At 68.4% G+C, this 24888-nt stretch carries 25 protein-coding genes and 4 pseudogenes; 16 read left to right on the forward strand and 13 right to left on the reverse strand.

Going from position 1 to position 24888, the window contains the following annotated elements:
• Positions 1-13: 13 nt before the first annotated feature.
• Both OG395_RS53435 and OG395_RS53440 read right to left on the reverse strand, forming a co-directional pair.
• The gene (locus OG395_RS53435; protein WP_327241308.1) at positions 14-220 is read right to left on the reverse strand and encodes a helix-turn-helix domain-containing protein; all 207 of its coding nucleotides are present in this window, start codon (positions 218-220) and stop codon (positions 14-16) included.
• Between the two features lie 13 nt (positions 221-233).
• Positions 234-695, reverse strand: a complete 462-nt coding sequence (locus OG395_RS53440) for a hypothetical protein (RefSeq protein WP_327241307.1) — start codon at positions 693-695, stop codon at positions 234-236.
• 36 nt (positions 696-731) lie between these two features.
• Here OG395_RS53440 and OG395_RS53445 point away from each other — a divergent pair, with 36 nt between their 5' ends.
• Positions 732-1253: a group II intron maturase-specific domain-containing protein gene (locus OG395_RS53445; protein WP_327241306.1), complete on the forward strand. Its 522-nt coding sequence runs from the start codon at positions 732-734 to the stop codon at positions 1251-1253.
• A 2-nt stretch (positions 1254-1255) separates the two neighbouring features.
• Here the strand turns inward: OG395_RS53445 and OG395_RS53450 are convergent, their stop codons facing one another.
• The 3 genes from OG395_RS53450 to OG395_RS53460 form a co-directional block, all read right to left on the reverse strand.
• Complete coding sequence (locus tag OG395_RS53450; RefSeq protein WP_327249202.1) at positions 1256-1534, reverse strand: hypothetical protein; 279 nt, start codon at positions 1532-1534, stop codon at positions 1256-1258.
• A gap of 148 nt (positions 1535-1682) precedes the next feature.
• Entirely contained in the window at positions 1683-1907 is a 225-nt protein-coding gene (locus OG395_RS53455) for a hypothetical protein (RefSeq protein ID WP_442818499.1), read from the reverse strand.
• A gap of 140 nt (positions 1908-2047) precedes the next feature.
• Positions 2048-2431, reverse strand: coding sequence for a winged helix-turn-helix transcriptional regulator (locus OG395_RS53460; protein ID WP_327241304.1), 384 nt, complete (start codon positions 2429-2431; stop codon positions 2048-2050).
• Positions 2432-2517: 86 nt separating this feature from the next.
• On the opposite strand from OG395_RS53460, the gene OG395_RS53465 reads away from it, so the two are divergent.
• Positions 2518-3507, forward strand: coding sequence for a zinc-dependent alcohol dehydrogenase family protein (locus OG395_RS53465; protein WP_327241303.1), 990 nt, complete (start codon positions 2518-2520; stop codon positions 3505-3507).
• Positions 3508-3519: 12 nt separating this feature from the next.
• Here OG395_RS53465 and OG395_RS53470 read toward each other — a convergent pair whose 3' ends face one another.
• The 6 genes and pseudogenes from OG395_RS53470 to OG395_RS53495 form a co-directional block, all read right to left on the reverse strand.
• On the reverse strand, positions 3520-4212 hold the full coding sequence (locus OG395_RS53470) for a response regulator transcription factor (protein ID WP_327241302.1): 693 nt from the start codon (positions 4210-4212) through the stop codon (positions 3520-3522).
• A gap of 3 nt (positions 4213-4215) precedes the next feature.
• Complete coding sequence (locus OG395_RS53475; protein WP_442818727.1) at positions 4216-5427, reverse strand: sensor histidine kinase; 1212 nt, start codon at positions 5425-5427, stop codon at positions 4216-4218.
• A gap of 57 nt (positions 5428-5484) precedes the next feature.
• Positions 5485-6405 carry a CPBP family intramembrane glutamic endopeptidase gene (locus tag OG395_RS53480; protein ID WP_327241300.1) on the reverse strand — a complete coding sequence of 307 codons (921 nt, stop codon included), beginning with the start codon at positions 6403-6405 and terminating at the stop codon, positions 5485-5487.
• 269 nt (positions 6406-6674) lie between these two features.
• Positions 6675-6824, reverse strand: a pseudogene (locus OG395_RS53485) (IS256 family transposase); the annotation flags it as partial.
• Positions 6825-6981: 157 nt separating this feature from the next.
• Positions 6982-7203, reverse strand: a pseudogene (locus OG395_RS53490) (IS6 family transposase); the annotation flags it as partial.
• On the reverse strand, positions 7152-7451 hold the full coding sequence (locus OG395_RS53495; protein ID WP_442818498.1) for a transposase: 300 nt from the start codon (positions 7449-7451) through the stop codon (positions 7152-7154). The gene OG395_RS53495 and the pseudogene OG395_RS53490, both read right to left, overlap by 52 nt.
• Positions 7452-7899: 448 nt before the next feature.
• Here OG395_RS53495 and OG395_RS53500 point away from each other — a divergent pair, with 448 nt between their 5' ends.
• From OG395_RS53500 to OG395_RS53535, 8 genes and pseudogenes are all read left to right on the forward strand, one after another.
• The gene (locus tag OG395_RS53500) at positions 7900-9150 is read left to right on the forward strand and encodes an IS110 family transposase (protein WP_327241299.1); all 1251 of its coding nucleotides are present in this window, start codon (positions 7900-7902) and stop codon (positions 9148-9150) included.
• Between the two features lie 79 nt (positions 9151-9229).
• Entirely contained in the window at positions 9230-10249 is a 1020-nt protein-coding gene (locus tag OG395_RS53505) for an NAD(P)-dependent oxidoreductase (RefSeq protein WP_327241298.1), read from the forward strand.
• Between the two features lie 137 nt (positions 10250-10386).
• The gene (locus tag OG395_RS53510; RefSeq protein ID WP_327241297.1) at positions 10387-10731 is read left to right on the forward strand and encodes a hypothetical protein; all 345 of its coding nucleotides are present in this window, start codon (positions 10387-10389) and stop codon (positions 10729-10731) included.
• A gap of 5 nt (positions 10732-10736) precedes the next feature.
• A complete protein-coding gene (locus OG395_RS53515; RefSeq protein ID WP_442818497.1) occupies positions 10737-14672 on the forward strand; it encodes a Pls/PosA family non-ribosomal peptide synthetase in 3936 nt (1311 codons plus the stop codon).
• Complete coding sequence (locus tag OG395_RS53520) at positions 14672-16033, forward strand: M1 family metallopeptidase (RefSeq protein WP_327241296.1); 1362 nt, start codon at positions 14672-14674, stop codon at positions 16031-16033. The genes OG395_RS53515 and OG395_RS53520 overlap by 1 nt, the downstream gene beginning before the upstream one ends.
• Before the next feature lie 63 nt (positions 16034-16096).
• Positions 16097-16372: pseudogene (gene tpg, locus OG395_RS53525) on the forward strand (telomere-protecting terminal protein Tpg); the annotation flags it as partial.
• Between the two features lie 475 nt (positions 16373-16847).
• Complete coding sequence (locus OG395_RS53530) at positions 16848-17105, forward strand: hypothetical protein (RefSeq protein WP_327241295.1); 258 nt, start codon at positions 16848-16850, stop codon at positions 17103-17105.
• Positions 17106-17140: 35 nt separating this feature from the next.
• Positions 17141-17482 carry a hypothetical protein gene (locus OG395_RS53535; RefSeq protein WP_442818726.1) on the forward strand — a complete coding sequence of 114 codons (342 nt, stop codon included), beginning with the start codon at positions 17141-17143 and terminating at the stop codon, positions 17480-17482.
• Positions 17483-17892: 410 nt separating this feature from the next.
• Here the strand turns inward: OG395_RS53535 and OG395_RS53540 are convergent, their stop codons facing one another.
• The gene (locus tag OG395_RS53540; protein ID WP_327241293.1) at positions 17893-19350 is read right to left on the reverse strand and encodes an MFS transporter; all 1458 of its coding nucleotides are present in this window, start codon (positions 19348-19350) and stop codon (positions 17893-17895) included.
• A gap of 168 nt (positions 19351-19518) precedes the next feature.
• Here OG395_RS53540 and OG395_RS53545 point away from each other — a divergent pair, with 168 nt between their 5' ends.
• From OG395_RS53545 to OG395_RS53570, 6 genes are all read left to right on the forward strand, one after another.
• Positions 19519-19971, forward strand: a complete 453-nt coding sequence (locus OG395_RS53545; protein ID WP_327241292.1) for a MarR family winged helix-turn-helix transcriptional regulator — start codon at positions 19519-19521, stop codon at positions 19969-19971.
• Positions 19972-20103: 132 nt separating this feature from the next.
• A complete protein-coding gene (locus OG395_RS53550; RefSeq protein ID WP_327241291.1) occupies positions 20104-20547 on the forward strand; it encodes a hypothetical protein in 444 nt (147 codons plus the stop codon).
• A 277-nt stretch (positions 20548-20824) separates the two neighbouring features.
• Positions 20825-21103, forward strand: a complete 279-nt coding sequence (locus OG395_RS53555; RefSeq protein WP_327241290.1) for a DUF5372 family protein — start codon at positions 20825-20827, stop codon at positions 21101-21103.
• A 174-nt stretch (positions 21104-21277) separates the two neighbouring features.
• Positions 21278-21766 (forward strand): helix-turn-helix domain-containing protein, encoded by a 489-nt coding sequence (locus tag OG395_RS53560; RefSeq protein WP_327241289.1) that lies wholly within the window; start codon positions 21278-21280, stop codon positions 21764-21766.
• A 28-nt stretch (positions 21767-21794) separates the two neighbouring features.
• Positions 21795-22058 (forward strand): hypothetical protein, encoded by a 264-nt coding sequence (locus tag OG395_RS53565; RefSeq protein ID WP_327241288.1) that lies wholly within the window; start codon positions 21795-21797, stop codon positions 22056-22058.
• A gap of 24 nt (positions 22059-22082) precedes the next feature.
• Complete coding sequence (locus tag OG395_RS53570; protein ID WP_327241287.1) at positions 22083-24143, forward strand: recombinase family protein; 2061 nt, start codon at positions 22083-22085, stop codon at positions 24141-24143.
• 129 nt (positions 24144-24272) lie between these two features.
• On the opposite strand, the pseudogene OG395_RS53575 reads toward OG395_RS53570, so the two are convergent.
• Positions 24273-24392 (reverse strand): annotated as a pseudogene (locus OG395_RS53575) (leucine zipper domain-containing protein); the annotation flags it as partial.
• Positions 24393-24888 lie beyond the last annotated feature (496 nt).

The following is a 24888-nucleotide window of genomic DNA, read 5'->3' on the forward strand; positions in this document are numbered from 1 at the left end:
GGGACGAAGGCGTTCAAAGCCAGCCCCGGTCCCGCGCGTGCCAGCCAAGCAACACCCGGGAATCGGTGCCGGCCAGATCCATCAGCCTGCGGACCCTGCGCTGCATGGTCCGCAGGCTGATCCCCAGTCGGGCAGCGACCGCGGCATCGGTGTACCCAGCCAGCAACAGCATCAGGACCTCCCGGTCCGCCGGGTCGGCGAGATCCTTCGGCGATGCCAAGTTCGGATCGACCCTACGGCCGGGGACCTCCCGCAGTTGCATGGCCGACCGCCACAGGTTCTCGAAGCTGAACACCAGACAGTCCAGCAGCCCCCCCCCCGGCGCGCACCACCGCGATCTCCGAGTGCGCGTGCCCACCCTCGTCGAGCTGCACGATCGCAATCGAATCGTCGACGATCAGCAGCTTCGCCGGTAACGACTGCACCATGCGGATCTCCTGTCCCCGATCCAGGGAGGCGACCAGGTCCTTCTCCGCGGTGGGCTCATCCAGCACGGTCCGTTCGATGATGATCCGCTCACGCAGACCACGGCCGGCGACCTCGCGTTCGGTGTCAGTTTCGGAGATCCCGAAAACCGCGAACGGTGGTTTCGCGAACATCCGGAACTGCTCCTTGGCGGACAGCAACAGGCCATTGAGCCAGCTGCCGATCTCGCTGCGACCCCGAACGATCTCGATGCCGTTCGACAGCTGCACCTCGCGCGCCCTCCGGCGGCCTTCATTGAGAAGACCTTGAAACTGAGGGTGAATCGTGAGAAGTCGAAGGCGTGCCCCATCTGGTGGACGTCACTCCTGGGATTCGGGTACTACCTCGCCAAAGGGCAGGTGAAGATCCGGGTGGACCGGAAGGCCGTGAGACGGCTAAAGTCCACCGTTCGGCGAGTCACCTCCCGGACGTGGGGCGTATCGATGGCCCACAGGATGGACAAACTCAACCGTTTCTCGGTCGGCTGGGTGGCCTACTTCAGTCTCTCCGACAGCCTTCGGGTTTTCGAGGAGATTGATCACTGGACCCGCCGCAGGCTACGGCAGGCCCAGTGGGTGCAGTGGAAGACCAGTCAGCGCAAGAACTCCATGCTCCAGAAGCTCGGTTACGAATTTGGAGACCAGGAGCAAGGCGTTGCAGTGCAACGCAAGCGATACTGGCGGGCCTCCCACCTGAAACCACTGGAAATCGCTATGAATAAAGCCTATTGGGATGCGCAGGGCTACAAGTCGTTCAAGGGCTCGTGGTCCCGCCTGAAGCTCGCCTGAGATCAGCTGGACGAACCGCCGGATGCGGGCCCGCATGTCCGGTGGTGTGGGGGGCGGGCCGGGCAAACCGGCCCGCCTACCCGATCGTCAACCAGGCCCACCTGCCGCAACCCACCGATCGCCGCTTCGATGCCCTCGACCGAGATCCCCAGCAGGCCGGCGAGATCCGGCCCGAGCGCCGGTCCGCCGGAGACCAACGCCCGATAGACCCGCTCGGCCGTCGCGTCGACATCGACCCCGATGAGTGAGCTCAGCGGGGAGGGGCGACTGGGGTCGGGCATGGCGCGAACTATACGTCCGTTACCGAACTGCTGGGTGATAGATGGGCTCCCTCAGATACGTAGCCCCAGCACAGGCATTGTCAACTTGTTGGTGTGCGGTTGCTTGAGGGTGTGCGGGGGTGTGCTGGGCTTGGTTTCCGCCTCTGGTTCAGGCCTCGGTGGGCATGGCGGTAGTGCCGGTGATCTCGTTCCAGGTTCCGAAGCGGTGGCGCATCTCGGTGCGGTAGCCGTGGCGGTCGTCCGGTGGCGGCGGGGCCGGAAGTGCGGTGAGATCTGGCTGAACGCGGACAGGAACCTCTGGGCCCTTCGCGATCGTCGCACGCGCGATCTGACTGCCGACCTCGCCCGCACCGATGATGCCGATGACGGTCATGGTTCCTTTGCCTCACTTTCTGCTGGGACTGCTGCCTCGCCGGATGTGTGCAGCCGCAGTACTCAGATCTGGTTCAGGCCTCCGTCGACGTACACGGCGTCGACGTCGCCCCACCGGCGGGGCGACGCCCATCGCCGAGATCAACCCGCCGGGCGAACCCGAGCAGAAGGAGCGGCTTCCGCCGCCTCCTGGAAATCGGCGATGTCCCCGCCGTACTCCCTCGCCCAGTTCGTCAGGACCTCGATGGGCTCGATGAGGGTCCGGCCGAGGTCGGTGAGGCTGTATTCGACCCGCCGCGGCGCTTCGGCATGGCGGTCGACCAGGCCGTACTGCTGGAGTCGGCGCAGCGTCTGAGTAAGGACCTTGCGTGAGACGCCGCCGATGAGGTCGACGAGCTCACCGTGCCTGCGAGGCTTCTGGCTGAGCCCGAAGAGCGCGAGCACGGCCCATTTGTCAGAGATGATTTCGACCGCCAGACGCGTGGGGCAGTCGGCGAGGGAGGTTGCTCCGTCCACGTTCTGCATGAAGGTCGAAGGTACCAGGAGGTAACCCACGGCTCCGTAGCGTCTTCCTCGAGCAACCAACCAGCACCGGATGCGGAGGAGTCACCATGCCACGAGTCGTTGTGTTCGACGAGTTCGGCGGGCCGGAGGTCATGCAGGTCGTCGAGGAGCCCGTCGTCGAGCCCGCAGCCGACGAGGTCCGGGTCAGGATGGAGGCGTTCGCCGTCAACCCGCTCGACCAGATGATGCGTTCCGGCACCTCGCCCGCACCCGTCCCCCTGCCGCACGCTCGCCTCGGTGTCGAAGGAACCGGCGTCCTCGACGCGCTGGGCCCCGAGACCGCCGGGCTGAAGATCGGCGATCCGGTCATCCTCACGGCCGTTCCGGACGCGAGCGCCCGAGGCAGCTACGCCGAATACACCACGATCCCCGCAAGCCGGGTCGTCGCCCGGCCGGCCGGGCTCGGAATCACGGAGGCAGCGGCGATCTGGGTCGCCTACTCCACCGCCTACGGCGCGCTCGTCGAGAAGGCGAGGATCCGACCCGGCGACCACGTCCTCATCACCGCTGCGTCCGGCGCCGTCGGCCGGGCGGCGATGCAGATCGCCAATCAGATCGGTGCCGCGCCCATCGCCGTCACTCGGCACACCGCGAGGAAGGACGAGCTGCTCGCCGCCGGCGCCGCCGCGGTCGTCGCCACCGACCACACGGACATCGCCGAAGCCGTCGACCACCACACCGGCGGGACCGGCGCGGACATCGTCCTCGACCTTGTCATGGGCCCCGGCCAGCAGGATCTCCTGAAGGCGGCCCGCCCCGGCGGAACACTGGTCGCCGCAGGCTTCCTGGACCCGCGGCCCACGCCCTTCCCGGGAGGCCCACCGCTCACGATCTTCAGCTATCGGAGCTTCGAGCACACCCTCGACCCCGTCGTGGTGAAGCGTATGGCGGCCTTCCTGAACGCGGGCGTGCGCCTCGGTGCACTGCGGCCCGCCGTCGACGACAAGGTGTTCTCCCTTGACGACGTCGTCGAGGCACACCGCCACCTCGAAAAGGGGCTGCACGCCGGGAAGAAGATCGTCGTGACGGCCTTCTGAGGCCGTGCCGGCTCAGGACGTGGCGGATACCAGGCCGATCCGGTAGGCGAGGACGACGGCTTGGACGCGGTCGCGCAGGTCGAGTTTGGTCAGGATCCGCGACACATAGGTCTTGACCGTCTCGGGCGTGATGAACATCGCCGCGGCGATCTCCGCGTTCGACAGTCCCTCGGCGATCAGTTGGAGCGCTTCCAGTTCGCGGACGGTCAGCGCGCTCATGACTTCCTCCCTGGCCGGCCGGGAGGTGTCCGCCGGGCGCAGCCGTTCGGCGAAATGGCCGATGAGGTGGCGGGTGACGGCCGGTGCGAGCAGTGCCTCGCCCCGGGCGACCGTCCGGATGCCGCCCACCAACTCCGCAGGGGGCGAGTCCTTGAGGAGGAAGCCGCTCGCCCCGGCTCGGAACGCGTCGTAGACGTAGGCGTCGACGTTGAAGGTGGTGACGACCAGTACCTTCGGTGGTGCCACGGCGTCGGGGCCGGCCAGCCGACGGGTCGCCTCGATGCCGTCCAGCAGGGGCATTCGGATGTCCATCACGACCACGTCGGGGCGTAGTTGCTGCGTGGCCTGGACTGCGGCGTGCCCGTTCTCGGCCTCCCCGACGACCTCCAGGTCGGGCTGGGCGGAGAAGATGGTGACATAGCCGGTGCGCACCAATGCCTGGTCGTCGCAGACGAGTACGCGGATCGGCGGCGGCGCATCGCTCATGGGTCACTCCTGCGCGGGCTGGGTGGGGATCACGGCACGGACACGGAACCCGCCGTCGGGCCGGGGTCCGGCCACCAGTTCACCATCGAGCATCCGCACCCGTTCACGCAGCCCCGTCAGGCCTCGTCCGCCACCACGGCCCACCTTTCGGGCAGCGGGTGCGGACGCCGGGGAGGGGGCGGATCCTTCGGTGGCCACCTCGATCTCGATGTGCTCGTCACCGTGCTGGACCAGGACCCGTGTTCGCTGCCCGACCGCGTGCTTCATCGCGTTGGTAAGCGCCTCCTGCACCACGCGATACGCGGCCAGTTCCACGTCCACGCTCTGCGCTGGCCACTCGCCCCGCTCGGTGAACTCGACGGGCTGGCCCGACATGCGTGCCTGCGCGACCAGGTCCCCCACCTTTCCCAGGGTGGGTGCCCGGTCCGCGGAGGCGGACTGACCGGTCGCCTCCAGCACGCCGAGCAGGTACCGCAGTTCGGTGAGCGCCCGGCGACCGGTGTCGCTGACAGCTGTCAGACTGTCACCGGCGCGTTCCGGCGCGGACGTGAGCAGGAACTGCGCCGCGTCGGCCTGGACCACCATGGCCGTCACATGGTGGGTCACCACGTCGTGCAGTTCACGCGCGATGCGTGCGCGCTCGGCGGCCGCGGCCACCTCGGCGGCCAGCCGCCGCCGCTCGGCCTCCTCCGCCCGACGCCTGCGTACGCCGCTGCCCACCAGCCAGACCCCGGCCAGAACCAGAGAGAACGCAAGGTAGTCCGGGATCCGCTCCGGTGAGCCGAGGCGGTGCAGGACGACCGCCAGCACGGCGTAGCCCGCGCTCGCCGCGGCGGCGAGAGCGCGGCGGAAGGAGACCTGGTGGGCTCCGGCGGAGTACAGGGCCGCATAGAGCCCGACAGTCCCGAACGTCGCCGGACAGCCCATGGCCTGATGCACCGCGAAGGCGCAGCCGACGACGGCGAGGCAGGCCGCGGGCCGTCGGGTGCGTACCGCCAGCGGCAGGGTCTGCGCCAGGGTCAGCCCGATACTCGAAGGGCTTGACGGGTGATCAGGCAGGCCGCCGATCTGCGCCCCGATCTGCGACAGGGTCGGTACGAAGGCCAGCACGGTGAGAACCAGCGCGAGAACGCCGTCCTTGACGGATTGCTGACGCCCCGTCAACCAACCGAGCGGCCTCCGCAGCAACAGTGGTCTCCGAGACCACCTGAGCATCATCACTTCCGTCTCCGTTCCGTTCCGGTCAGCCGGGGGCGGTGCCGCGCGCAGAGCTCAGCGGGCGACGTGCTGACAGGGCAGCAGACCGCCCCGCCGGTGAGCGAGGACGAACATCGGGACCGTCAGCGCCACACCGATGAGGACGGTAACGATCGACGCCTCCAGACCGAAACTGCCGCCGGTCAGCAGGCCCGAACCGCTGACGTGCACGGACAGCAGCCCCTTGGCGGTGTTGCCCGAGACCGGGATGCCGAGCAGCTGCTCGGTGGCGTTCCAGGCGAAGTGCAGACCCGCGACGAACCAGATGCTGCGCCGCCACAGGAACGCCGCTCCGAGCAGCACGCCCGCCTCGAGGGCGATCGCCAGTGCGCTCCACGCGGTGGCACCGGGGTTGGCCAGGTGCGCGGCGCCGAAGAGCAGCGCGGTGATCGCGACAGCGGCACGGCTGCCGAACAGCCGCTCCAGGGCTTGCAGGGCGAGGCCGCGGAACATCAGCTCCTCCGTGACCACCGCGCCCGCCGACACGGCGGCCGCGGACGCCACGACGGAGAAGAAACCGTTTCCGGCCCAGGAGAACGAGTAGCCTCCGAACGCCGTGATCACCAGGGCGGATACGAGGATGAAGCCCAGGCCGATCCCGCCGCCGAGCAAGGCCTCCCGCACGGCCCCGCGCCGGGCGATCTCCGGCATCGGCCGTCGCGCGACGAAGCGCATGACCGCCCAGTAGACAGCCACCGCAACGGCCGCTCCCAGCACCGGCACCGGTCCGGGGCCGGTCGCGGTCGCAGCCGAGACCGCGCCGACGCCGGCGATTCCGATCAGCATCCAGCCGAGCGAAGAGCGGCAGATCAGGCCGAGGCGGCCGCCGCTCGGACCGGAGACGCCGCTCGGACCGGAGGCATCGCTCGGGCCGGAGACGTCCGCAAGCCGGTCGTGGCCCGCCTCGTGGCGCGTGGTGGATGACGTGTGCATCATGGCCTCCCCTTGGTAGTCGGCCGCCCAGGCGGCGACCCGACGACCACGCTAGGAACACCGCGACATCCGCGATTCACCCGCGAGCGGACGGCGCCGGTAGCTCTCACGGGGGATGCGCCTACGACCAGGCCGGGAACGTCACCTCCATCCAGGACCCCTCCACCCTCGGCGGCACCAGCAAGCCCGACTACCAGTGCTTCACCTACGACGGCCAGCGGCGCCTGAGCCGGGTGTGTCAATTTAACGGCTGATCTTGGTTGTTGAGTTGGTCAGTGGTCGGTGGGGGTCAGGCGGCCCTCGAAGGCGACCTGGAAAGCGCTCAAGGGCGCCTTCCAGCGCATGGTCCACCGCTTGCGGCCCTTGCCGGTCAGGTCCAGGTTCATCAGCGCCATGTAGACGCACTTGAGCGCCGCGGCCTGGCGGATGCTCTCCGGTCCATCCGTCGATGACGGCGCGAGCTTGGACGCAGTGATGGCGGAGGAACAGCAACGTCTCAGACGGTGTTGTCAAGTTGCTGTTCCGGCAGGCGAGTTGAGGTGTGCTGAAGGTGATTCGGCCGGGCCGGAGGCATCCTGGTCAGGCGGTCGTGAGGGCTCCCGTGACGGTCTTCCAGATGCGGAACCGTTCGGCCATCTCGGCGCGATAGTCACTCGCTGTGATCAGATGGCGTCGGGGCCGGAAGTGGCTGGAGATCCGGCTGAAGGCGGCAAGGAACCTCTGGGCCGCTCCGCTGGAGCGGAAGCCCTTCATAGCGCGCTCGCGCTGCCTCGTGGGCTGATGACTGCTCTCGGCCCTGTCCCTGGTGGCGGGGCCCTCCACGACCTGCCGTGGCGCGCCGTCCGCAGAACCTCGTTCGCCCGCTTGAGCTGGGCGTTTTCCTTGCGCAGCGCCGCGAGTTCCGCTCGCTCGTCGGTGGTCAGCCGATCGTCACGCTCGCCGGCGTCCGCCTCGGCCTGCCGGATCCAGCCGCGCAGGGCCTCGGGGTGGACACCGAGGTCGATGGCGAGCTTCTTGATCTGCGGCTTGGGGTCCGCGGTGCGATACATCCGCACTGCACGGTCACGCAACTCGAGCGAGTATTTCCTGGGGCAGCCATGGTCGATGTTCCTAATTCGTGTGTAGGCGGTTCCAGATCAGCTCGTGGGTGAGCTGCTGGACTGTTGAAGCGGGTTGGGTTCGTAGCGGCCGCGTGGGCACCGGGCAGACTCCTGTCGGTTCCCGGCCCGTCGAGGCCTTATGAGAGAACGGTGGCGCCCGGTGTCTTCGGGCCGCTGCGGAACCCAACCCGGCCTCCCGTACGTAGATCGTTGTGGTGTGAGCCCGTCGCAGGGCGACCTCTTCGCTTCCTCCCGAGCCGCCGAGCTCTTCGTAAGACGGAGGCCCCTGCGGTGCGCTGGTGCCGCGAACGGCTAGTGAGATGGCGGACCGAAGAGTCCTGGAATTAGGTCGCCGCGTGGCCCGCACAGGCTCACCACCTGCGCACACAACAAGTGAATGGAGAACCGTGTGACCGTGTTCTGCGGGATCGACTGGGCCGAGAGTCACCATGACGTGGCTCTGGTCGATGACACCGGACAGCTGCTGGCCAAGCGCCGCATCACGGATGACACGGCGGGCTACCGGCTGCTGCTGGACCTGCTCGCCGAGTACGGCGACACCGCCGAGGAACCGATTCCCGTGGCCATCGAGACCGGGCGGGGTCTGCTCGTTGCCGCCCTGAACACCGGAACACGGCCGATCTACGCGATCAACCCCCTCGCCGCGGCCCGCTATCGCGACCGCCACAGTGTCTCGCGCAAGAAGTCCGACGCCGGCGATGCCCTGGTCCTGGCGAACATCCTGCGAACCGATGGACACGCGCACCGCCAGCTGCCCGCCGACACCGATCTCGCACGGGCGATCACTGTCCTCGCCCGTGCCCAGCAAGACGCGGTCTGGGCGCGTCAGCAGCTGGTCAACCAGGTCCGCTCGCTGCTGCGGGAGTTCTTCCCTGCCGCCCTGGACGCTTTCCTGGGCAAGCAGTACGGCCTGGCCCGCCCCGAGGCCCGCGCGGTGCTGACCTCGGCACCGACCCCGGCCAGGGCCGCCAGACTCACCCCGGCCCAACTGCGGGCGGCACTGAAACGCGCGGGCCGCACCCGGGGCATCGACGCCGAGGCCGATCGCCTGCGAACCATTTTCCGCGCTGACTACGCCCACCAGCCGCAGGCCGTCGAGGATGCCATGGGCTATCAACTTCTGGCATTGATACGCCAGTTGCACGCAGCCTGCCTGGCCGCCGAGGAACTCGCGACGGCGGTGGAGGAACATTTTCGCCGGCACCCGGACGCTGAGATCCTCCTCAGCTTTCCCGGCCTGGGAGTACAGCTCGCCGCCCGGGTGCTCGCCGAGATCGGAGACGACCGCAGCCGCTTCGCTGACGCCCGCGCTTTGAAGGCCTACGCGGGATCGGCTCCCATCACTCGCGCTTCGGGCAAGAAACGCTACGTCGGACGGCGCTTCATCAAGAACGACCGACTGATCACCGCTGGATTTCTCTGGGCCTTCTCCTCGCTGAGAGCCTCTTCTGGGGCTGACACGCACTACCGCCGACGACGCGAGCACGGGGACTGGCATGCCCAGGCCCAGCGGCACCTGTTCAACCGCATGATCGGCCAGCTCTACCACTGCTTGCAGACCGGACAACTCTTCGACGAACAGCATGCCTTCACCTCCTCGGCAGCGGTGTTGACCGTCGCAGCTTGACTTCTTAGGCACGTGAGATGTCTCTCATGAGTCCCATCTGACCCGCTGTCACTTCTTTCCGCATCTCGGGGGAACCTCAATGGCACGTGTCCGGCCGGCTGAGCTGCAGAGCCGCATAGGGCAAGCCGTCTTCCAGGATCGAGGTACAGAAATGCCGTATGTCGCCCAGCAACACCCGCGCATCGGCTGGATCGGTACCGGCCGCATGGGCTTCCAACTCGCCGCCCGGCTGCTGGACGCGGGGCACGACGTAGCCGTCTACAACAGGACCCGCGCCAAGGCCGAACCGCTGGCCGAACGGGGAGCCGCGGTCGTCGACCAGCCGGCCGGTCTTGCCGACCGGGACGTCGTCTTCACCATGGTCTCCGCCTCGCCCGACCTGGAGGCGGTCACCACCGGCCCGGGCGGCGTGCTGACCTCGCCAGATGCCGTGCCAGGGGTGCTGGTCGACAGCTCCACGGTGTCCACGCAGACGTCTGCGCTGATTCGGAAAGCAGCCGCCAAACGTGGGACCGCCTTCCTGGCCGCCCCGGTGAGTGGGAACCCGAAGGTGATCGCCGCAGGCAAGTTGACCGTCGCGGTCTCCGGCTCACGCGAGGCGTTCGACCAGGTTGGACCGTTGCTCGCACTGCTGGGGCGCGGGGTGACCTACGTCGGCGAGGACGAAGTCGCCCGTCTCGTCAAGATCGCACACAACGTCTTCCTCGGCGTCGTCACCCAGTCGCTCGCCGAGATCACCATCCTCGCGGAGAAGGGCGGTGTCAGCCGTGCCGCCTTCCTGGAATTCCTCAACGACTCCGTGATGGGCTCGGCCTACTCCCGCTACAAGTCGCCCGCGCTGGTCAACCTGGACTTCACACCGACGTTCACCATGCCGCTGCTGCGCAAGGACTTCGACCTTGGACTGTCCGCCGCCCGCGAGCTCGAGGTCCCGATGCCGCTCGCCGCCGCCACCGCCCAGCTCGTCGCGGGTGCCATCGGCGCGGGGCACGTCGAGGAGGACTTCGCCGCTCTGATCCTCGAACAGGCCAGGAACTCCGGCATCACGCTGGAAGCCCAGAACATCCCCATGGACGACGGCCTGTCACCCCATGCCTGACCGGCTACAGCTCGACTGGGTTGGATGAGACGGCGACTGGCTTTGGTGACAACGGACAGCTGCGCCAGTCAGAGCAGCCATCGAGCTGAAGCGTTCCGGAATATGCACTATGAGAAGAAATGCCCCAAGGGTCGATCGTGAGTGAGGGTGATCCGGTGGAATCTGTGGTGTCTGATGACTGGGTGCTCGACTGGGTCAACAAGGCGCGTGAAGTGCCGCAGAGGAATGGGCTGGTCGGGCTTCTCGCGGAGCTGACCACGTATTATCCTGTGCGGCCGCACCCCGCCCACAGGGTTGACCTGCCGCTGCGGAGCGCTGCCGCCGCGCTCGGGATTCCCGCGGCCGAACTGCACACCTGTTTGCGCCGGCTGGCCAACGCAGGCCTACTCACCTATTCGTTGTGGCCCGACAGTGAGAGAACTCTGCACGGCGCGATCACACTGATTCCCGTCGCCGATTCGCCTGTGGATTTTGGTATCTGAGCTCGATGGAACGGACAGAGAGATCTGGGGCGCTGGCCGACGTGCTGTTGGACGAGGGTGCGGTGGCGGTCGCGCCGCCAGCGGTGTTCACGGCCAGCATGGGAGCGGCTCCTTCCCGGACGTTGTTGGATGTGCTGGAGGCAACCACTCGCCGGTACCCCGATGCACTGGCGGTCGATGACGGGACCGCGGCGCTGAGCTATCGGGATTTGCTGACCGAGGTGGACGCGATGTCGGGGCGGCTTCGGCGTGCGGGCATCGGTGTGGGTGGCCGGGTCGGGGTGCGGATGCCCTCGGGGAACGTGGAGTTATATGTGTCGATCCTGGCGGCGCTGACTGCCGGGGCGGCCTATGTGCCGGTGGATGCGGAGGATCCGGATGAGCGGGCGGAATTGGTCTTCGCCGAGGCCCGGGTCGCAGCGGTCATCGGTGCCGGAAGCGAGCTGACGCTACGCGCGGGGTCGAGCGGTGCGGCGGGATACCCGGGGCCCGACGACGATGCCTGGATCATCTTCACGTCCGGGTCCACTGGGAAGCCGAAGGCAGTGGCGGTCACCCACCGGTCTGCGGCGGCGTTCGTCGACGCCGAGGCACAGTTGTTCGCCGTCGAGAAGCCGTTGGGCCCCGGCGACCGGGTGCTGGCGGGACTGTCGGTGGCGTTTGATGCCTCGTGCGAGGAGATGTGGCTGGCGTGGCGGCACGGAGCCTGTCTGGTTCCCGCACCGCGGTCACTCGTGCGTACCGGGCCTGACCTGGGTGCTTGGCTGGTGCAGCAGCGAATCACCGTGGTGTCTACAGTGCCGACGCTGGCTGCGCTGTGGCCGACCGAAGCATTGCGCGGAGTGCGGTTGCTCATTCTTGGGGGCGAGGCGTGCCCGCCCGAACTCGCGGCCCGGCTCGTTGTCGCGGGGCGTGAGGTGTGGAACACCTATGGTCCCACCGAGGCCACCGTTGTCGCCTGTGCTGCCCGGCTCACCGCGGACGGACCGGTGCGCATCGGGCTGCCGCTGCCGGGGTGGGACCTCGCGGTGGTGGACTCCTGCGGCGAGGTTCTGGGGATGGGCGAGGTCGGTGAGCTGGTGATCGGCGGGGTCGGGCTGGCCCGCTACCTTGATCCGGCCCAGGACGCGAAAAAGTATGCGCCGTTGGCATCACTGGGCTGGGCACGGGCCTACCGCAGTGGGGACCTGGTCAGGGCCGAGCCAGCAGGGCTGCTGTTCATCGACCGGGCGGATGAGCAAATCAAGCTGGGCGGGCGACGGATCGAGCTCGGCGAAGTGGACGCGGCCCTGCGGGCACTGCCGAACGTGGCCGGCGCTGCAGCGGCCGTGCGCACCTCGGCGAGCGGCGCCCCGCTGCTGATCGGATACCTGGTCACCGCATTGGATCCGGCCGCGCCGGACGAGACGTTCGACACGGCGCAGGCACTGGTGCGACTCCGGCAGATGCTGCCACCGGCCCTGGTCCCGCTGCCGGCCGTGGTGGACACCTTACCGACCCGCACCTCAGGCAAGATCGACCGTGCCGCACTGCCCTGGCCCCTGCCCGGGACGGACTTGCACGCGCCGACTCCGGATCTTGCGGGTACCGAAGGATGGCTCGCCACGCAGTGGCGCGAGATCCTCGGCAGCCCGGTGCAGAACGCGGACGCGGATTTCTTCTCCTCCGGAGGCAGCAGCCTTGCTGTCGCCCACCTGGTGTCCCGGATCCGCAGCCGCTTCCCGAACTGCTCGGTCGCTGACGTCTACCAGTACCCGACGCTGCGCGCCCTGGCCGCGCACCTGGACGAGCTGGCAAGCGGTCACAGTCCCGCGCGGCAGGTACAGCCCACGCCGCGCCGTGCTGCGCTCGCTCAGACGTTGCTGATGGTGCCGCTGCTCACCGTGGCCTCGCTGCCTTGGGTCGTGGCACTGGCGGCGGTCGGAAACGCACTCCACTGGCTCGGGTCCTTTCCCTGGGCACCCGTCGTCTCCTGGTGGTGGGTGGCCACAGGCTGGGTGCTGTTCGCAAGCCCCGCAGGCCGACTGGCGATCGCGGCGGCAGGTGCGCGGCTGCTGCTGCACGGGGTTCGCCCGGGCACCTATCCTCGCGGCGGCGGCGTGCACCTGCGGCTGTGGACCGCTGAGCGTCTGGCGGCGCTCAGCGGTGCAACCCACCTGACCGGCAGCTGGCTGACCTGGTACGCCAAAGCGCTGGGGGCCCAGGTCGGCGCGGATGCCGACCTGCATGCACTGCCATCAGTGACCGGCTTCCTCGAGCTGGGCGGGGGCTGCGCGATCGAGCCGGAGGTGGACCTGTCCGGCCACTGGCTGGACGGAGACCTGCTGCACATCGGCCGTATCCGTATCGGTTCGGGGGCAACCATCGGATCTCGCAGCGTGCTCCTTCCTGGGGCCAGGATCGGCAAGCGGGCAAGCGTGGCGCCGGGTAGCGCGGTGGCCGGCTTGGTGCCCGCAGGCCAACGCTGGGCGGGTGTACCGGCCCGCCCCACCGGCAAGAGGCCGCACCGCAGGCCGCCGGCCCGCCCCCCACAGAGCAGGCGATGGGCCGTTTTCTACGCGCTCACTTCAACGGCACTGACGATGCTGCCCCCGCTGGCCGCGCTGCCCGGGCTGATGGTGACCGGCCTGTTCCTGCGCGGACAGGCCGACCCAACAGCCGCGCTGGGCCGTGCCCTGCTCTCGGTGCCGCTCGCCGCAATCAGCTCACTGATGTGCTACGCACTCCTGCTGTTGACGGGAGTGCGCCTGCTCAGCTTCGGCCTGCGCGAAGGAAGCCATCCCGTTCACAGTCGGATCGGCTGGCAGGCCTGGGGCACCGAACGGCTGATGGACGCCGCCAGGGTCGGCCTGTTCCCTCTGTACGCGAGCCTGCTCACCCCGGCATGGCTGCGCGCACTGGGTATGCGGGTCGGACGCCGAGTGGAGGCATCGACGGTGCTGGCACTGCCGACCATGACGCGGATCGGCGACGGCGCGTTTCTCGCCGACGACACCATGGTCGGCTCCTACGAACTGGGGGGCGGCTGGCTGCGCATCGCGGCCGCACGCATCGGCAAGCACGCCTTCCTCGGCAACTCGGCCATGGCCGCACCCGGACGCTCAGTGCCCAACCGAGGCCTGGTGGGCGTGCTGTCCGCCGCCCCCAAGCGCGCCAAGGCGGGCAGCTGCTATCTCGGCATGCCACCGATGAAGCTTCGGCACACTGCCGAGAAGAGCGACCCGAGCCGTACCTTCGAACCGCCACGCCGCCTGGTGTTGGCCAGAGCCAGCGTGGAGCTGTGCAGGCTCGTGCCGGTCATGTGCACCGTCGCGCTCACGGTGCTCGTGCTTGCCGCCTTCGAAGTACTTGCGGTGCGGATGGGGTTCACCGTGGCAGCGCTGGGCGGCGGACTTCTGCTGTTCACCGCAGGCGTGCTGGCCTGCGCGGTCGCGGCGGCGGCGAAATGGCTGCTGGTCGGCCGGTTCCAGGCCATCGAGCGGCCGCTGTGGAGCGCGTTCGTGTGGCGCAACGAGCTGGCCGACGCCTTCGTGGAGGTACTCGCCGTTCCGTGGCTCGTCGGAGCGATCGGCGGCACTCCGCTGATGAACCTGTGGCTGCGCTGCCTCGGAGCCCGCATCGGGCGCGGCGTGTGGTGCGAGACCCGCTGGCTGCCCGAGGCCGACCTGGTGCGGATCGGGGACGCTGCGAGCGTCAACCGCGGCTGTGTGCTCCAGACACACCTGTTCCACGACCGGATCATGCGCATGGGGGAGGTGATTCTTCAGGAGGGGGCTACCCTGGGCCCGCACACCATCGTGCTGCCCGGCGCCGATGTCGGGTCCCACACCACGGTGGGACCGGCATCACTGGTGATGCGCGGTGAAACCGTGCCTTCTGGTACCCACTGGCTCGGGAATCCGATCGCCACCTGGCCCAGGGAAAGTAGCTTCGAAGAGTAATGGCCGAGCGAAATCGCAGCACGCTTCGCCCCTCGTCCGGAGCGGCCACATCTGCTGACTCTTATCTGCCCGAGCACGGCAACGGCGGTTACCGGACCACGCACTACGACCTGGAACTGCGCTACCGGCCCGACTCCGGACGACTGTCCGGACGGGCGGTGCTCACTGCGGTCACCGAGCAGGCACTCACCGACTTCACCCTCGATCTGGGAGCCTTCCGGCTCGACCGGGTGAAGGTGGATGGCATCCAGGCCGCCCGGTACACCCACCGGGCCGGCAAGCTGCGGATCTGGCCCGCCCGAGCGCTGCGCGCCGGGAGCCCGTTCACCGTAGAGGTGCACTACGTCGGAAACCCCCGGCCGATCCGCAGCCACTGGGGCGATCTCGGCTGGGAGCAATTGGACGACGGCGCACTGGTCGCCGGACAGCCGATCGGCGCGCCGTCCTGGTTCCCCTGCAACGACCACCCCGCGGACAAAGCAACCTACCGGATCTCGGTGACCGCACCATCGCCCTACACGGTGCTCGCCAACGGCAACCTGTTCACCCGTACCACACACTCCAGCACCACGACCTGGGTGTACGAGCAGCCGACGCCCATGGCGAGCTATCTGGCCACCGTGCTGATCAGCCACTTCGAGACAGTCGAACTCGCCCCTGCCCCGATACCGCAGACAGCGGCCGTACCTGCCAGGTTGCTCACCCGGTTCCGATGGGACTTCGCCCGCCACTCCGAAATGATGACCACTTTCGAGCACTTCTTCGGCCCGTACCCCTTCGACCGGTACGCCGTGGTCGTCGTCGACGAGGAGCTGGAAGTCCCCGTTGAGGCCCAGGGGCTGTCCATCTTCGGAGCCAACCATATCGACGGACACCGCGGCTTCGAGCGACTCGTGGCTCACGAACTGGCACACCAATGGTTCGGCAACAGCCTGACCCTCGCTGCCTGGCGCCACATCTGGCTCAACGAGGGCTTCGCCTGCTACTCCGAATGGCTGTGGTCGGAGTCCTCCGGCGGCAGGCTGGCCGCCGACCTGGCGACCCAGGCCCACGCTAGCCTCGCGGCACACCCCCGGGATCTGCGGGTCGCCGACCCCGGCGTACGGCAGATGTTCGATGACCGGATCTACCTGCGCGGGGCACTCGCACTGCACGCACTGCGCACAACACTCGGCAGCACCGCATTTTTCGCCGTGCTCCAGGAATGGACCGCGACCTACCGGCACCGCACAGTGACGACGGAAGCGTTCATAGCCACAGCGCAACGCCACACCCCCAAGCCACTGGACGAGCTCTTCACGACGTGGCTCCACGACACCCAACTGCCGGAACTGCCCCAGCCCACGAACTGGCGCGGCTGAGGCGCCCCACCACCCGGTGGCTCCGTTCACTTCTGCCGACAGCGTTTTTCCGTGACTTTGGGCAGCACCGGCATCGTCGTCGAAACACGGGCGCGGTTCGGATTCACCGCCGCACCGGGCATCACGGACGACGGACGCATCCGGCTGATCACCCAGCACCTCCCGCCCCAGTACGCGGCCCGCCTCTTCGGCGCACAGACCGCCGGCGCCTCCGAACAACAGCTCCAGGCAGTGATCGCCGAAGGACTCCAGGAGCAGTACTTCAAGGACCGCGGCCGCCGCGCTGATGGACTCCTGGTGGAGTTCACCGACATCGACTATGTCGAACTCGAATTCTGACCAGCCAGGCACCGCCGCCGCCGCCGACCGCGGCCGGTCGAGCCGAAGCACGACAGTGGTCACACAGGCAGCCTCGTTGTCACCAAGCAGCGGTGGTGCCTTTGCCCGCAGCTCTACTCGGGTGGCGAGAGGTCGAAGCGTCCGTCTCTCCCGAGGCGCGCTGCGCGGGGCTCTCACGCAGTCGGGTCAGCCGGTTGATCTCGGCGTCGAGGGCGGGGAGCCTGCGGCCGACAAGCCTGGAGGTGGAGACGCCGGGTTCGGCAGAGCCACACCGCGGCGGCGGGTCCTGGGCGAGTAAGCGGATGGCGAGTACCGACGAGCAGCGTTTCGTCAGCCGTTGCTTCATCGTCGGCACAGGCTGGGCGGTGCCTGCCGCACCTTCACCGTTCGGCAGGTAGTGGTCACGCACACCGGCGTGACGGGTACGGGTACGGGTACGTACCCGTACCCTGGAGGGAGGGGAAGGAGTGCGACCATGTCCGATGCCAATGTCCGTATCCCCGAAGAGGCGAAGGACCGGCTCGCCGCGATCGCAGCCGCTGAGGGCCTGTCGCTGCGCGCGTATCTGGCTCGTCTGGCCGAGACCCTGCTCACCCCGGCCGAGCGTGCCGAGCGTGCCGAGAAGGCCCGCGCCGCACTGAAGGAGTGGAACGGCTACGCCCCCACCCCGGCCGAGCAGGACGACCTGGACAGTGAGCTGGACCGGCGCCTGGCCCAGGCGACGAGCCGGTGACCGAATCCACGCATATCGTCCTGGACGAAACGGCGATGGCCGCGGCCGGTCAGGGCAACGTCCTCGCGTCCCGTCTCATCCACCGGGCCCACGCCGAATCCGGCTGGTTCCTGTACGCCCCGGCGTGTGCGCTCGTCGAAGCCGACCATGCACGGCCCGGCACGGCCGAGCACCTTGCCGCACTGCCGGGTATCACCGTCCTGGACCTGGATCTGGCCGCGGCCCTGGCCCTCGCCCGGCAGGAAACATGGGCTGCGGCCCACAGCCAGTACGCAGCGCAGCCCACACCCGACCGCCCCGACGGAGCGATCATCGCCACCACCGCCCCGAAGCGGTGGCAGGGCGAGCCGGTCCGCGTACTGGACCTCAACGCCTGATCCAGCCCCGCCGTCTGAACGGCGCCTCAAGGCGCTCTGCGTGAGTTCTGGGGGCCGCCAGCTGTCGTCTCGGCACCGCAGGCTGCGGCGCTCCGGGCACTTGAGGTAGGGGGCCGTGGCTGTGGCGAGTGCTGGGCCCGTTTGCTGCAGCGCCATGCCTGCCGTCCTCTCCCCGGCGGAGCGTGGAGGCAGGAAGATCCCGCATCCTGACCAGGATGTCGGCCCTCAACCAGGCCGGTGCCGTCGGTGCTCCAGCTCCAGGTCCGTGCTGTTCGTCTGCGTCCCCAGCGCCGGGCGACCACAGAGACCTCTCGCCGCGGATGCGATGTCGGATCCGCGGCGAGATGCCGGATACAGGACCGGGCCGGCCGGTCGAGCAGCGGCCGGGCTCGTCCGGCGCTACTGAGCCGTCAGGCCTTGACCGCGGTCTGATCGGATTCGGCGATAGGGGCGGTCTCGTCGCCGGAGCCTGCCACCACGCGGGCTGCCGGAATGGCGGCCGCGATCACCGCGCCGAGGAGGGCGACGCCGCCGCCGATCATCAGAGCAGTGCGGAAGCCGTCCTCGGAGGCGAAGGTGTAGCCGCCCGTCGTGGTGGTCATCTGGGCGAGGACCACTCCGATCACGGCCGCGCCGACCGAGGTGCCGAGCGAGCGCATCAGCGTGTTGAAGCCGTTGGCGGCAGCGGTCTCGGAGAGCGGGACCGAACCCATGATCAGGGCGGGCATCGCACCGTAGGCGAGACCCACGCCGCTGCTGGTCACGATGGTGACCAACATGAGACCCCAGGCCGAGCCCATCAGTGCCAGCGACAGACCGTAACCGGCCGCGATGACCAGGACCCCGGAGATCAGCGTGAACTTCGGGCCTCGGGCATCGGTGAGCTTCCCGCCGAGCGGGGAGACGATCATCATCATGAGCCCGCCCGGAGCCATCCACAGGCCGGCGGCGAGCATCGACTGGCCCAGACCGTAACCAGTGGCCTCGGGGAACTGCAGCAGCTGCGGCACGACCAGCATGCTGGCGTACATGGCGGTGCCGACGAAGATCGAGGCGAGGTTGGTGAGCAGCACGCGGGGGCGGGCGGTGGTGCGAAGGTCGACCAGCGGGTCGCGGGTCCGCAGCTCCCACATCCCCCACCCGACCAGGATCACGACGGCCGCGGCGAACAGGCCGAGCGTGGTCGCCGAGCCCCAGCCCCAGTCGGCGCCCTTGGAGACCGCGAGCAGCAGGGAGACCAGGCCGGCGCCGAGACCGAGCGCTCCCGGCAGGTCGAAGCGCTGACCCTTGGCGCCGGCCGGTACGTCCGGGATCAGGAACCAGATGAGAGCCGCAACCGCTACGGCCAGGACCGCGGAGCCCCAGAACAGCACGCGCCAGTTCGTGTACTGGGCGACCGCTGAGGCGATCGGCAGGCCGAGGCCACCGCCGATGCCCATGGAAGCGCTGACCAGAGCGATCGAGGAGCTGAGCTTCTCCGCGGGGACCACGTCACGCAGAAGGGCGATGCCGAGCGGCAGCATGCCCATGCCCATGCCCTGCAGACCACGCCCGATGATCATGGGGATGACCGAGGAGGACAGCGCGCACACCACCGACCCCACGATCAGCGGCACCGAGCACGCGATAAGCATCCGGCGCTTGCCCAGCAGGTCGCCCAGGCGTCCGGAGACCGGCACGAAGACGGCCGCCACGAGCAGGGTGACGGTGATGACCCAGGCGGCGTTCGACGAGGTGGTGTGGAGGATCTGAGGCAGCTCCGCGATGAGCGGCGTGACCAGGGTCTGCATGATCGCTGCCGTGATGCCCGCGAAGGCCAGCGTGGCGACCACACCGCCTGAGCGGCTTGATGCCTGGGAGGCATCCATAGAGGACTCCTTGGTTGCATGACGAGAGAACGATATGCATCGTACACTCCTCATGTATCGATCACATTTTGTGCATGACGCATATGCGCGTGAGAGGATGCAGGAGAAGGCCGTCGCGAAGGACAGGGCAGCGCGTCGGACTGGCGAGGAAGGGAAGGCGGCAGGCGTATGGTCAGGCCCACGAGCGACGTCGAGTACGAGCAGATGTTGCTCAGCCGCCATGGACTCGTTCACCACAAGAACGTGCGGCGCGAAGGCGGGCTGGAGCGCAGCGCTTACATCCTGCTGAGCCGCATTCGCGTCCAAGGACCCATGTCCATCGGCGAACTGAGCACGGCCTTCGGGCTCGACGCGTCCACTCTCAACCGGCAGACCGGCGCAGCGATGCGCTCCGGCCTCGTGGACCGCATACCCGACCCCGACGGCGGGATGGCCCGCAAGTTCCGCATCACGGACAAGGGCGCGAGCCTGCTCGACGAGGAACGCGAACGCACCGTCGACAACCTGGACCGGGTCATGGCCGACTGGTCGGACGAGGACATCGCGGGCTTCGCCGCCTACCTCAAACGGTTCAACACCGACATCGAACGTCTCGCCGGACGCCCCTGGCCCCGGCCGTGAACCCGCGAGCGCGGGCCGCACACACCTCGCTGACCTCGGGATTCACGGAACTCCGGCCTTGAAAATCCTCGGCCCTGTCCTCTTTAGGCCCAGTTGGTTACTCCTTCAACCAGGGGCTCAATTATCGCCGAGATGCCCGACGCTCCTGCCAGCTCGGTGCGCCAGGCCGTCGTTCAGGCCGCCAGCGGTACCTGGCGGGCGGACCCTGGAGTCTTGTTCGTTGTGCCCGACCCGGAACTGTCTGAAGATGAACCGGCGGCTGACGTGCTGCCCGGGTCGGTTGGCCGTCCGCGATGGAAGGACTGGCCGGTGAAGGTCGTGCGGATCGCGCACCTGCATGAGTTCCACATCACGGACGAAGACGCTCTGCTCCGTGCCGCTGTCGACCGCGGATGGGAGCCGCTGCCGGCGTCCGAACTCGATGACGACCCGCGCGACCTCATCGAAGCAGTGATGACCCTCACCGAGTGTGAGCGGGTGGGTTGGTGTCAGTGGGTTGGGTGGCATCCGTGCGGTGGGGGATATCAGCGCAGCGAGCTTGCTGTTTCGTGGTTGATCTTGGGCCTTCCCCCGTGAAGGTGGGCACGCGGTTGTTGATCACGCGGCGAGCGTGAGTTTAGCGGTGTGGCGTCGGTGTTCGTATTCGTTGGGGCTGAGGTGGCCGTTGGCGGAGTGCCGGCGGCGGGTGTTGTAGCGGGTCAGCCAGGCGAAGACGGTCCTGCGGCAGGCATCGGAGTCGCCGTAGTCGTGGGTGCCTGGAGGGTCTCGCGTTTCAGGGAGGCGTGGAAGCTTTCGCAGGCCGCGTTGGCGTGAGCCGTCGAATGCGCTCGTTCACCGTGGTGACGATGGATCTGTGCGGTTGATCCATCCGTTCCATCCGAGGAGCGGGGAGATCTTCGAGTTCCTCGAGCGGATGAACTCCTGGCGCGGGGACGTCGTCCTGGTGCTGGATGCGGCGGGTCGTCGCTGCTCGTTCCCGGTGGAGTGGACGGATGTCGCGCCAGTCGATGTGTTCGTGGTGACGGCCGCGGGCCGGTGTCCGTTCCGGACCGAGGACCTGTGCGTGCTCGTGGATCTGGTGGAGCATCTCCGTGATCAAGGGCTTGGTCGTGTCGGGGAGATGGCGCCGTGACCGTCGTGGGAATCGGGCCGCTGCGGCGGGTGCGTGTGCTCGTCGGTGGGGGCGTGCGGAGGTGCATCCGCTGCTGTGACCTGCTCCTTGTGCTTCTTCTAGGCCGGGATGCGCCCTTGGGGGCGATGACTCACGGCCGGATTCTTGAGACATCGGATCCGAACGGGAGGCGACATGGCGGCGAAGGGCCTGGAGCACGGCAAGAAGACCGCGTTGGTGGCTTCTCGGACGTTGAACCCGCGTCCGCAGGCGGTCGTGGACGAGGTGTTCGCCCGCTCGGTATTCCTCGACCCGAACGACTTGGTGCAGGTCAAGTACGAGATGGTGCGCCGGGTGCGGGTCGACAACGTGCCGGTGACACAGGCGGCGGCTCAGTTCGGGTTCTGTCGCCAGAGTTTCTATGTGATTGCTGCCGCGCTGGACGCGGGAGGGCCGGCGGCGCTGGTGCCGGGCAAGCCGGGGCCGAAGGGGCCGCGCAAGCTCACCGACGAGGTGATGGAGTTCCTCGAGAAGCTACTCGAAGCCGACTCCTCGCTCCGCTCACGGCAGTTGGCGGAAGCTGTACTCGAGCGCTTCAGGATCACGGTGCATCCACGCTCGGTGGAGAAGGCACTGGTCAGGCGCCGCGAGTCACGGCCGAAGGAGGAACTTCATCGTCCCTGAACCGGCGGCGGGTCAGCCGGTGGGAGCCGTGGAACTGGCACGGCGTTATGAGGATCTGCGGGCCGCGGTCCTCGGCGGGCCGGACGCCGGCTCGCGGCACGGCTGGGCGGTGCTGGCCCGCTCCGGGATGGCTGCCTGGCTTCTCGCGGTGGCCCTGGTCCCGGCGGCGGCGCTGCCTGCTCGCCGGGCCAGCCCGCCGGCGGTGGACCGGGGCCCGGAGGCCGAGGAGCTGGTGCAGGTACTCGCGCAGATGGTGCTGGCCGCCGCAGGCGGTGGCTGTGGTGACGGCTGAGACACAGGATGGGAGGAGCGGGTGATGGCGACGGAATCGACGGGCAAGGTCAGTGCTGATCATCTTCGGCGAGGCGCTTATCTGTATGTCCGGCAGAGTTCGCTGAAGCAGGTCGTGAACAACACCGAGTCCACGCAGCGGCAGTACGCCCTGCGCGGCCGGGCCGTCGCCCTGGGCTGGGAGGAGGACCAGATCACGGTGATCGACAGTGATCAGGGCCGGTCGGGGGCCTCCATCAACGGGCGGGACGGCTTCCAGCACCTGGTCGCCGAGGTCTCCATGGGACGTGCCGGGATCGTGCTGGGCCTGGAGGTGTCCCGCCTCGCCCGGAACAACACCGACTGGCACCGGCTGCTGGAGATCTGTGCACTGACCGGGACGCTGATCTTGGACGAGGACGGTCTGTACGATCCCCTCACCTTCAACGACCGTCTCGTGCTGGGCATGAAGGGCACCATGTCCGAGGCCGAACTGCACCTGCTCAAGGCCCGGTTGCGGGGCGGGCAGCTGGCCAAGGCCCGCCGCGGCGAACTCAAGCAGGGCCTGCCGATCGGCTATGTCCACGACTATGCCGACCGTATCGTCAAGGACCCCGACGCCGCCGTGCGCGAGGTCATCGAGCGGGTGCTGAGCCTGTTCGCGGCCACCGGCTCGGCCCGTCAGGTCGTCAGAGCTTTCGCCGCCGACCAGCTCACCTTCCCCTCCCGGATCCGCACCGGCCCGTGCAAGGGCGAGCTGGTCTGGGGGCCGCTCAAGCACTGGCAGGTCCTGAATGTCCTGCACAACCCGCTCTATGCCGGGGCGTTCTGCTACGGACGCCGCAAGGTCCGCCACGACGTCCACGGCAAGGTCCGCATCCAGCTGCTGCCGCGAGAGCAGTGGGACACCCTGATCCCCGATCACCACGCGGGCTACCTCACCTTCGAACAGTGGGAGAACAACCTCGCCCAGCTCCAGACGCAGGCCGCGGCCCGTGGGGACGACCGGCGGGCGGGCCCGCCGCGCGAGGGCACCGCGCTCCTGCAGGGCCTGGCAATCTGCGGCCGCTGCGGGCGGCGGATGACCATCGCCTACCACCTCCGCCAAGACCACGAGGTCAGCGACTACCGGTGCATGACCCACGCGATCCAGGACGGCGGACAGGTCTGCCAGCGCATTCCCGGCCCCAGCATCGAGGCGGCCGTGGCCGAACTCCTGCTGCAGATGCTCACCCCGCTCGCCGTGGAGACGGCCCTGACGGTGAGCGATGAGATCACCGCCCGCACTGCCGAGGCCGACCGGATGCGCACGACGCATCTCCAGCGCGCCCAGTACCGGGCCGATCTGGCCAAACGACGCTATCTCGCGGTCGACCCGGACAACCGCCTGGTCGCCGACTCACTCGAGGCCGACTGGAACGCGGCCCTGCGCGAGGTGTCCGCCGCCCGGACCGACGTCGAACGCGCCCGCACCCTGGCCGCCCCGCGCCAGCAGGCCACCCGCGAACAACTCGCCCGCCTCGCCGGTGACGTCAGGTCCCTGTGGAACGATCCGGCCACCCCGATGCGCGAGCGTAAGCGCATCACCCGCCTGCTGATCGCGGACGTCACCCTGATCAAGGACGACGACATCACCGTCCACGTCCGGCTCAGCGCCGGCCAGACCCACACCCTCCACCTCCCGTTGCCGCTGGGCGGCGGCAAGCTGTGGCAGACCCCGCGTCCGGTCGTGGACGCGATCGACGAACTCCTCGAGCACCACACCGACGCCGAGATCGCCGACATCCTCAACCAGCGCGGCCTGACCAGCGGCAAAGGATGCTCCTTCCACCGCCTCCTGGTCCGAGACATCCGCGAGAACTACCAGCTCCGCAACCGCCATGACCGCCTGCGCGACCGCGGTCTGCTGACCGCCCCCGAACTCGCCGTACTCCTCGACGTCAGCGTGCCGACCGTCTGGAAGTGGCACCGGGCCGGACTGATCGAGGGCGAGAAGTACAACGACAAGAACGCCTGCCTCTACCCGCCCCCGGGCCCCAACCCGCCCCGCGTCCAGCAAGGCATCCGCCTCGACCGCCGCCGACCAGCGACAACACCCGCAAAGTGAACCCGATAGGAAAAGAGGTGCAGTGTGATGACAAGCGTTTGTCGGCGCTGGTGCCGACCGCGCCCATCGACCGTGTGACCCCGAGTTGGTCGCAGAGGCTGGCGAAGGCCCGGGATCCGTATTGCGCTCCGTGGTCGGGGAGACCTGGAAGCGTTCGGCGGCCCTGCGCAGAGGCCAGCCGTCCTCGACCACGCAGCGGGCCAGACGCAGCCGTCCGGTCTCGGTCAGGGGTGCATTACGGTGAGGCATGAGGGCCTTTCTGGTCGCCGGTGCAGATGTCGCAATCCACACCAGGCCAGAAGGCCCTCACCCATTTCAAGATCAATCAGCCGTGAACCCTGTCGCCAACCTCCGTGGACAGAACACCTAGACCCGCGAAGTCCGGGTCTAGACAGCCGCTTCGAGCAAGTCATGCATCACGGTTACCGGAAGGGCGGGGTTGACGGCCGCGGCGCGTGCGATGTCCGGGGCGCGGGAGGCCAGCAGCCGCAACAGGTCATCCTGCGGCAGTCGTCGCGCAGGGCGGCCTCCCGGGTTGCGTCCTGAGAAGTGAGAAGTGGTGTACAGGCTCCCACCTGATCCTGGCCCAGTCGTGAGCGTCCCCCGCGTGGCGGCAGGGGAGATTGCTGGAAGTCGGCTGTCCGGTGCGGCAACGGGTGGGAAAGGCCTGACGGCACCTGATGAGTTCAGGGGGATGGGCGAGTGATCATGGATGGCAAGGACGCAGTGAAGCTGTATCTGTGGG

It is taken from the genome of Streptomyces sp. NBC_01320 (assembly GCF_035974375.1).
Classification (GTDB): Bacteria; Actinomycetota; Actinomycetes; order Streptomycetales; family Streptomycetaceae; genus Streptomyces; species Streptomyces yanii.

What these genes read in the sequence shown, in the direction of transcription:
- OG395_RS53455 (WP_442818499.1), bottom strand. Translation starts at nt 1,907, where the DNA reads ATGACCGTCATCGGCATCATCGGTGCGGGCGAGGTCGGCAGTCAGATC.
- OG395_RS53505 (WP_327241298.1), top strand. Translation starts at nt 9,230, where the DNA reads ATGGCACGTGTCCGGCCGGCTGAGCTGCAGAGCCGCATAGGGCAAGCC.
- OG395_RS53545 (WP_327241292.1), top strand. Translation starts at nt 19,519, where the DNA reads ATGGTCAGGCCCACGAGCGACGTCGAGTACGAGCAGATGTTGCTCAGC.
- OG395_RS53550 (WP_327241291.1), top strand. Translation starts at nt 20,104, where the DNA reads ATGCCCGACGCTCCTGCCAGCTCGGTGCGCCAGGCCGTCGTTCAGGCC.
- OG395_RS53560 (WP_327241289.1), top strand. Translation starts at nt 21,278, where the DNA reads ATGGCGGCGAAGGGCCTGGAGCACGGCAAGAAGACCGCGTTGGTGGCT.
- OG395_RS53515 (WP_442818497.1), top strand. Translation starts at nt 10,737, where the DNA reads ATGGAACGGACAGAGAGATCTGGGGCGCTGGCCGACGTGCTGTTGGAC.
- OG395_RS53535 (WP_442818726.1), top strand. Translation starts at nt 17,141, where the DNA reads ATGGCCGCGGCCGGTCAGGGCAACGTCCTCGCGTCCCGTCTCATCCAC.
- OG395_RS53475 (WP_442818727.1), bottom strand. Translation starts at nt 5,427, where the DNA reads ATGCTCAGGTGGTCTCGGAGACCACTGTTGCTGCGGAGGCCGCTCGGT.
- OG395_RS53480 (WP_327241300.1), bottom strand. Translation starts at nt 6,405, where the DNA reads ATGATGCACACGTCATCCACCACGCGCCACGAGGCGGGCCACGACCGG.
- OG395_RS53500 (WP_327241299.1), top strand. Translation starts at nt 7,900, where the DNA reads ATGGAGAACCGTGTGACCGTGTTCTGCGGGATCGACTGGGCCGAGAGT.
- OG395_RS53495 (WP_442818498.1), bottom strand. Translation starts at nt 7,451, where the DNA reads ATGTATCGCACCGCGGACCCCAAGCCGCAGATCAAGAAGCTCGCCATC.
- OG395_RS53460 (WP_327241304.1), bottom strand. Translation starts at nt 2,431, where the DNA reads ATGCAGAACGTGGACGGAGCAACCTCCCTCGCCGACTGCCCCACGCGT.
- OG395_RS53470 (WP_327241302.1), bottom strand. Translation starts at nt 4,212, where the DNA reads ATGAGCGATGCGCCGCCGCCGATCCGCGTACTCGTCTGCGACGACCAG.
- OG395_RS53570 (WP_327241287.1), top strand. Translation starts at nt 22,083, where the DNA reads ATGGCGACGGAATCGACGGGCAAGGTCAGTGCTGATCATCTTCGGCGA.
- OG395_RS53540 (WP_327241293.1), bottom strand. Translation starts at nt 19,350, where the DNA reads ATGGATGCCTCCCAGGCATCAAGCCGCTCAGGCGGTGTGGTCGCCACG.
- OG395_RS53450 (WP_327249202.1), bottom strand. Translation starts at nt 1,534, where the DNA reads ATGCCCGACCCCAGTCGCCCCTCCCCGCTGAGCTCACTCATCGGGGTC.
- OG395_RS53520 (WP_327241296.1), top strand. Translation starts at nt 14,672, where the DNA reads ATGGCCGAGCGAAATCGCAGCACGCTTCGCCCCTCGTCCGGAGCGGCC.
- OG395_RS53465 (WP_327241303.1), top strand. Translation starts at nt 2,518, where the DNA reads ATGCCACGAGTCGTTGTGTTCGACGAGTTCGGCGGGCCGGAGGTCATG.
- OG395_RS53530 (WP_327241295.1), top strand. Translation starts at nt 16,848, where the DNA reads ATGTCCGATGCCAATGTCCGTATCCCCGAAGAGGCGAAGGACCGGCTC.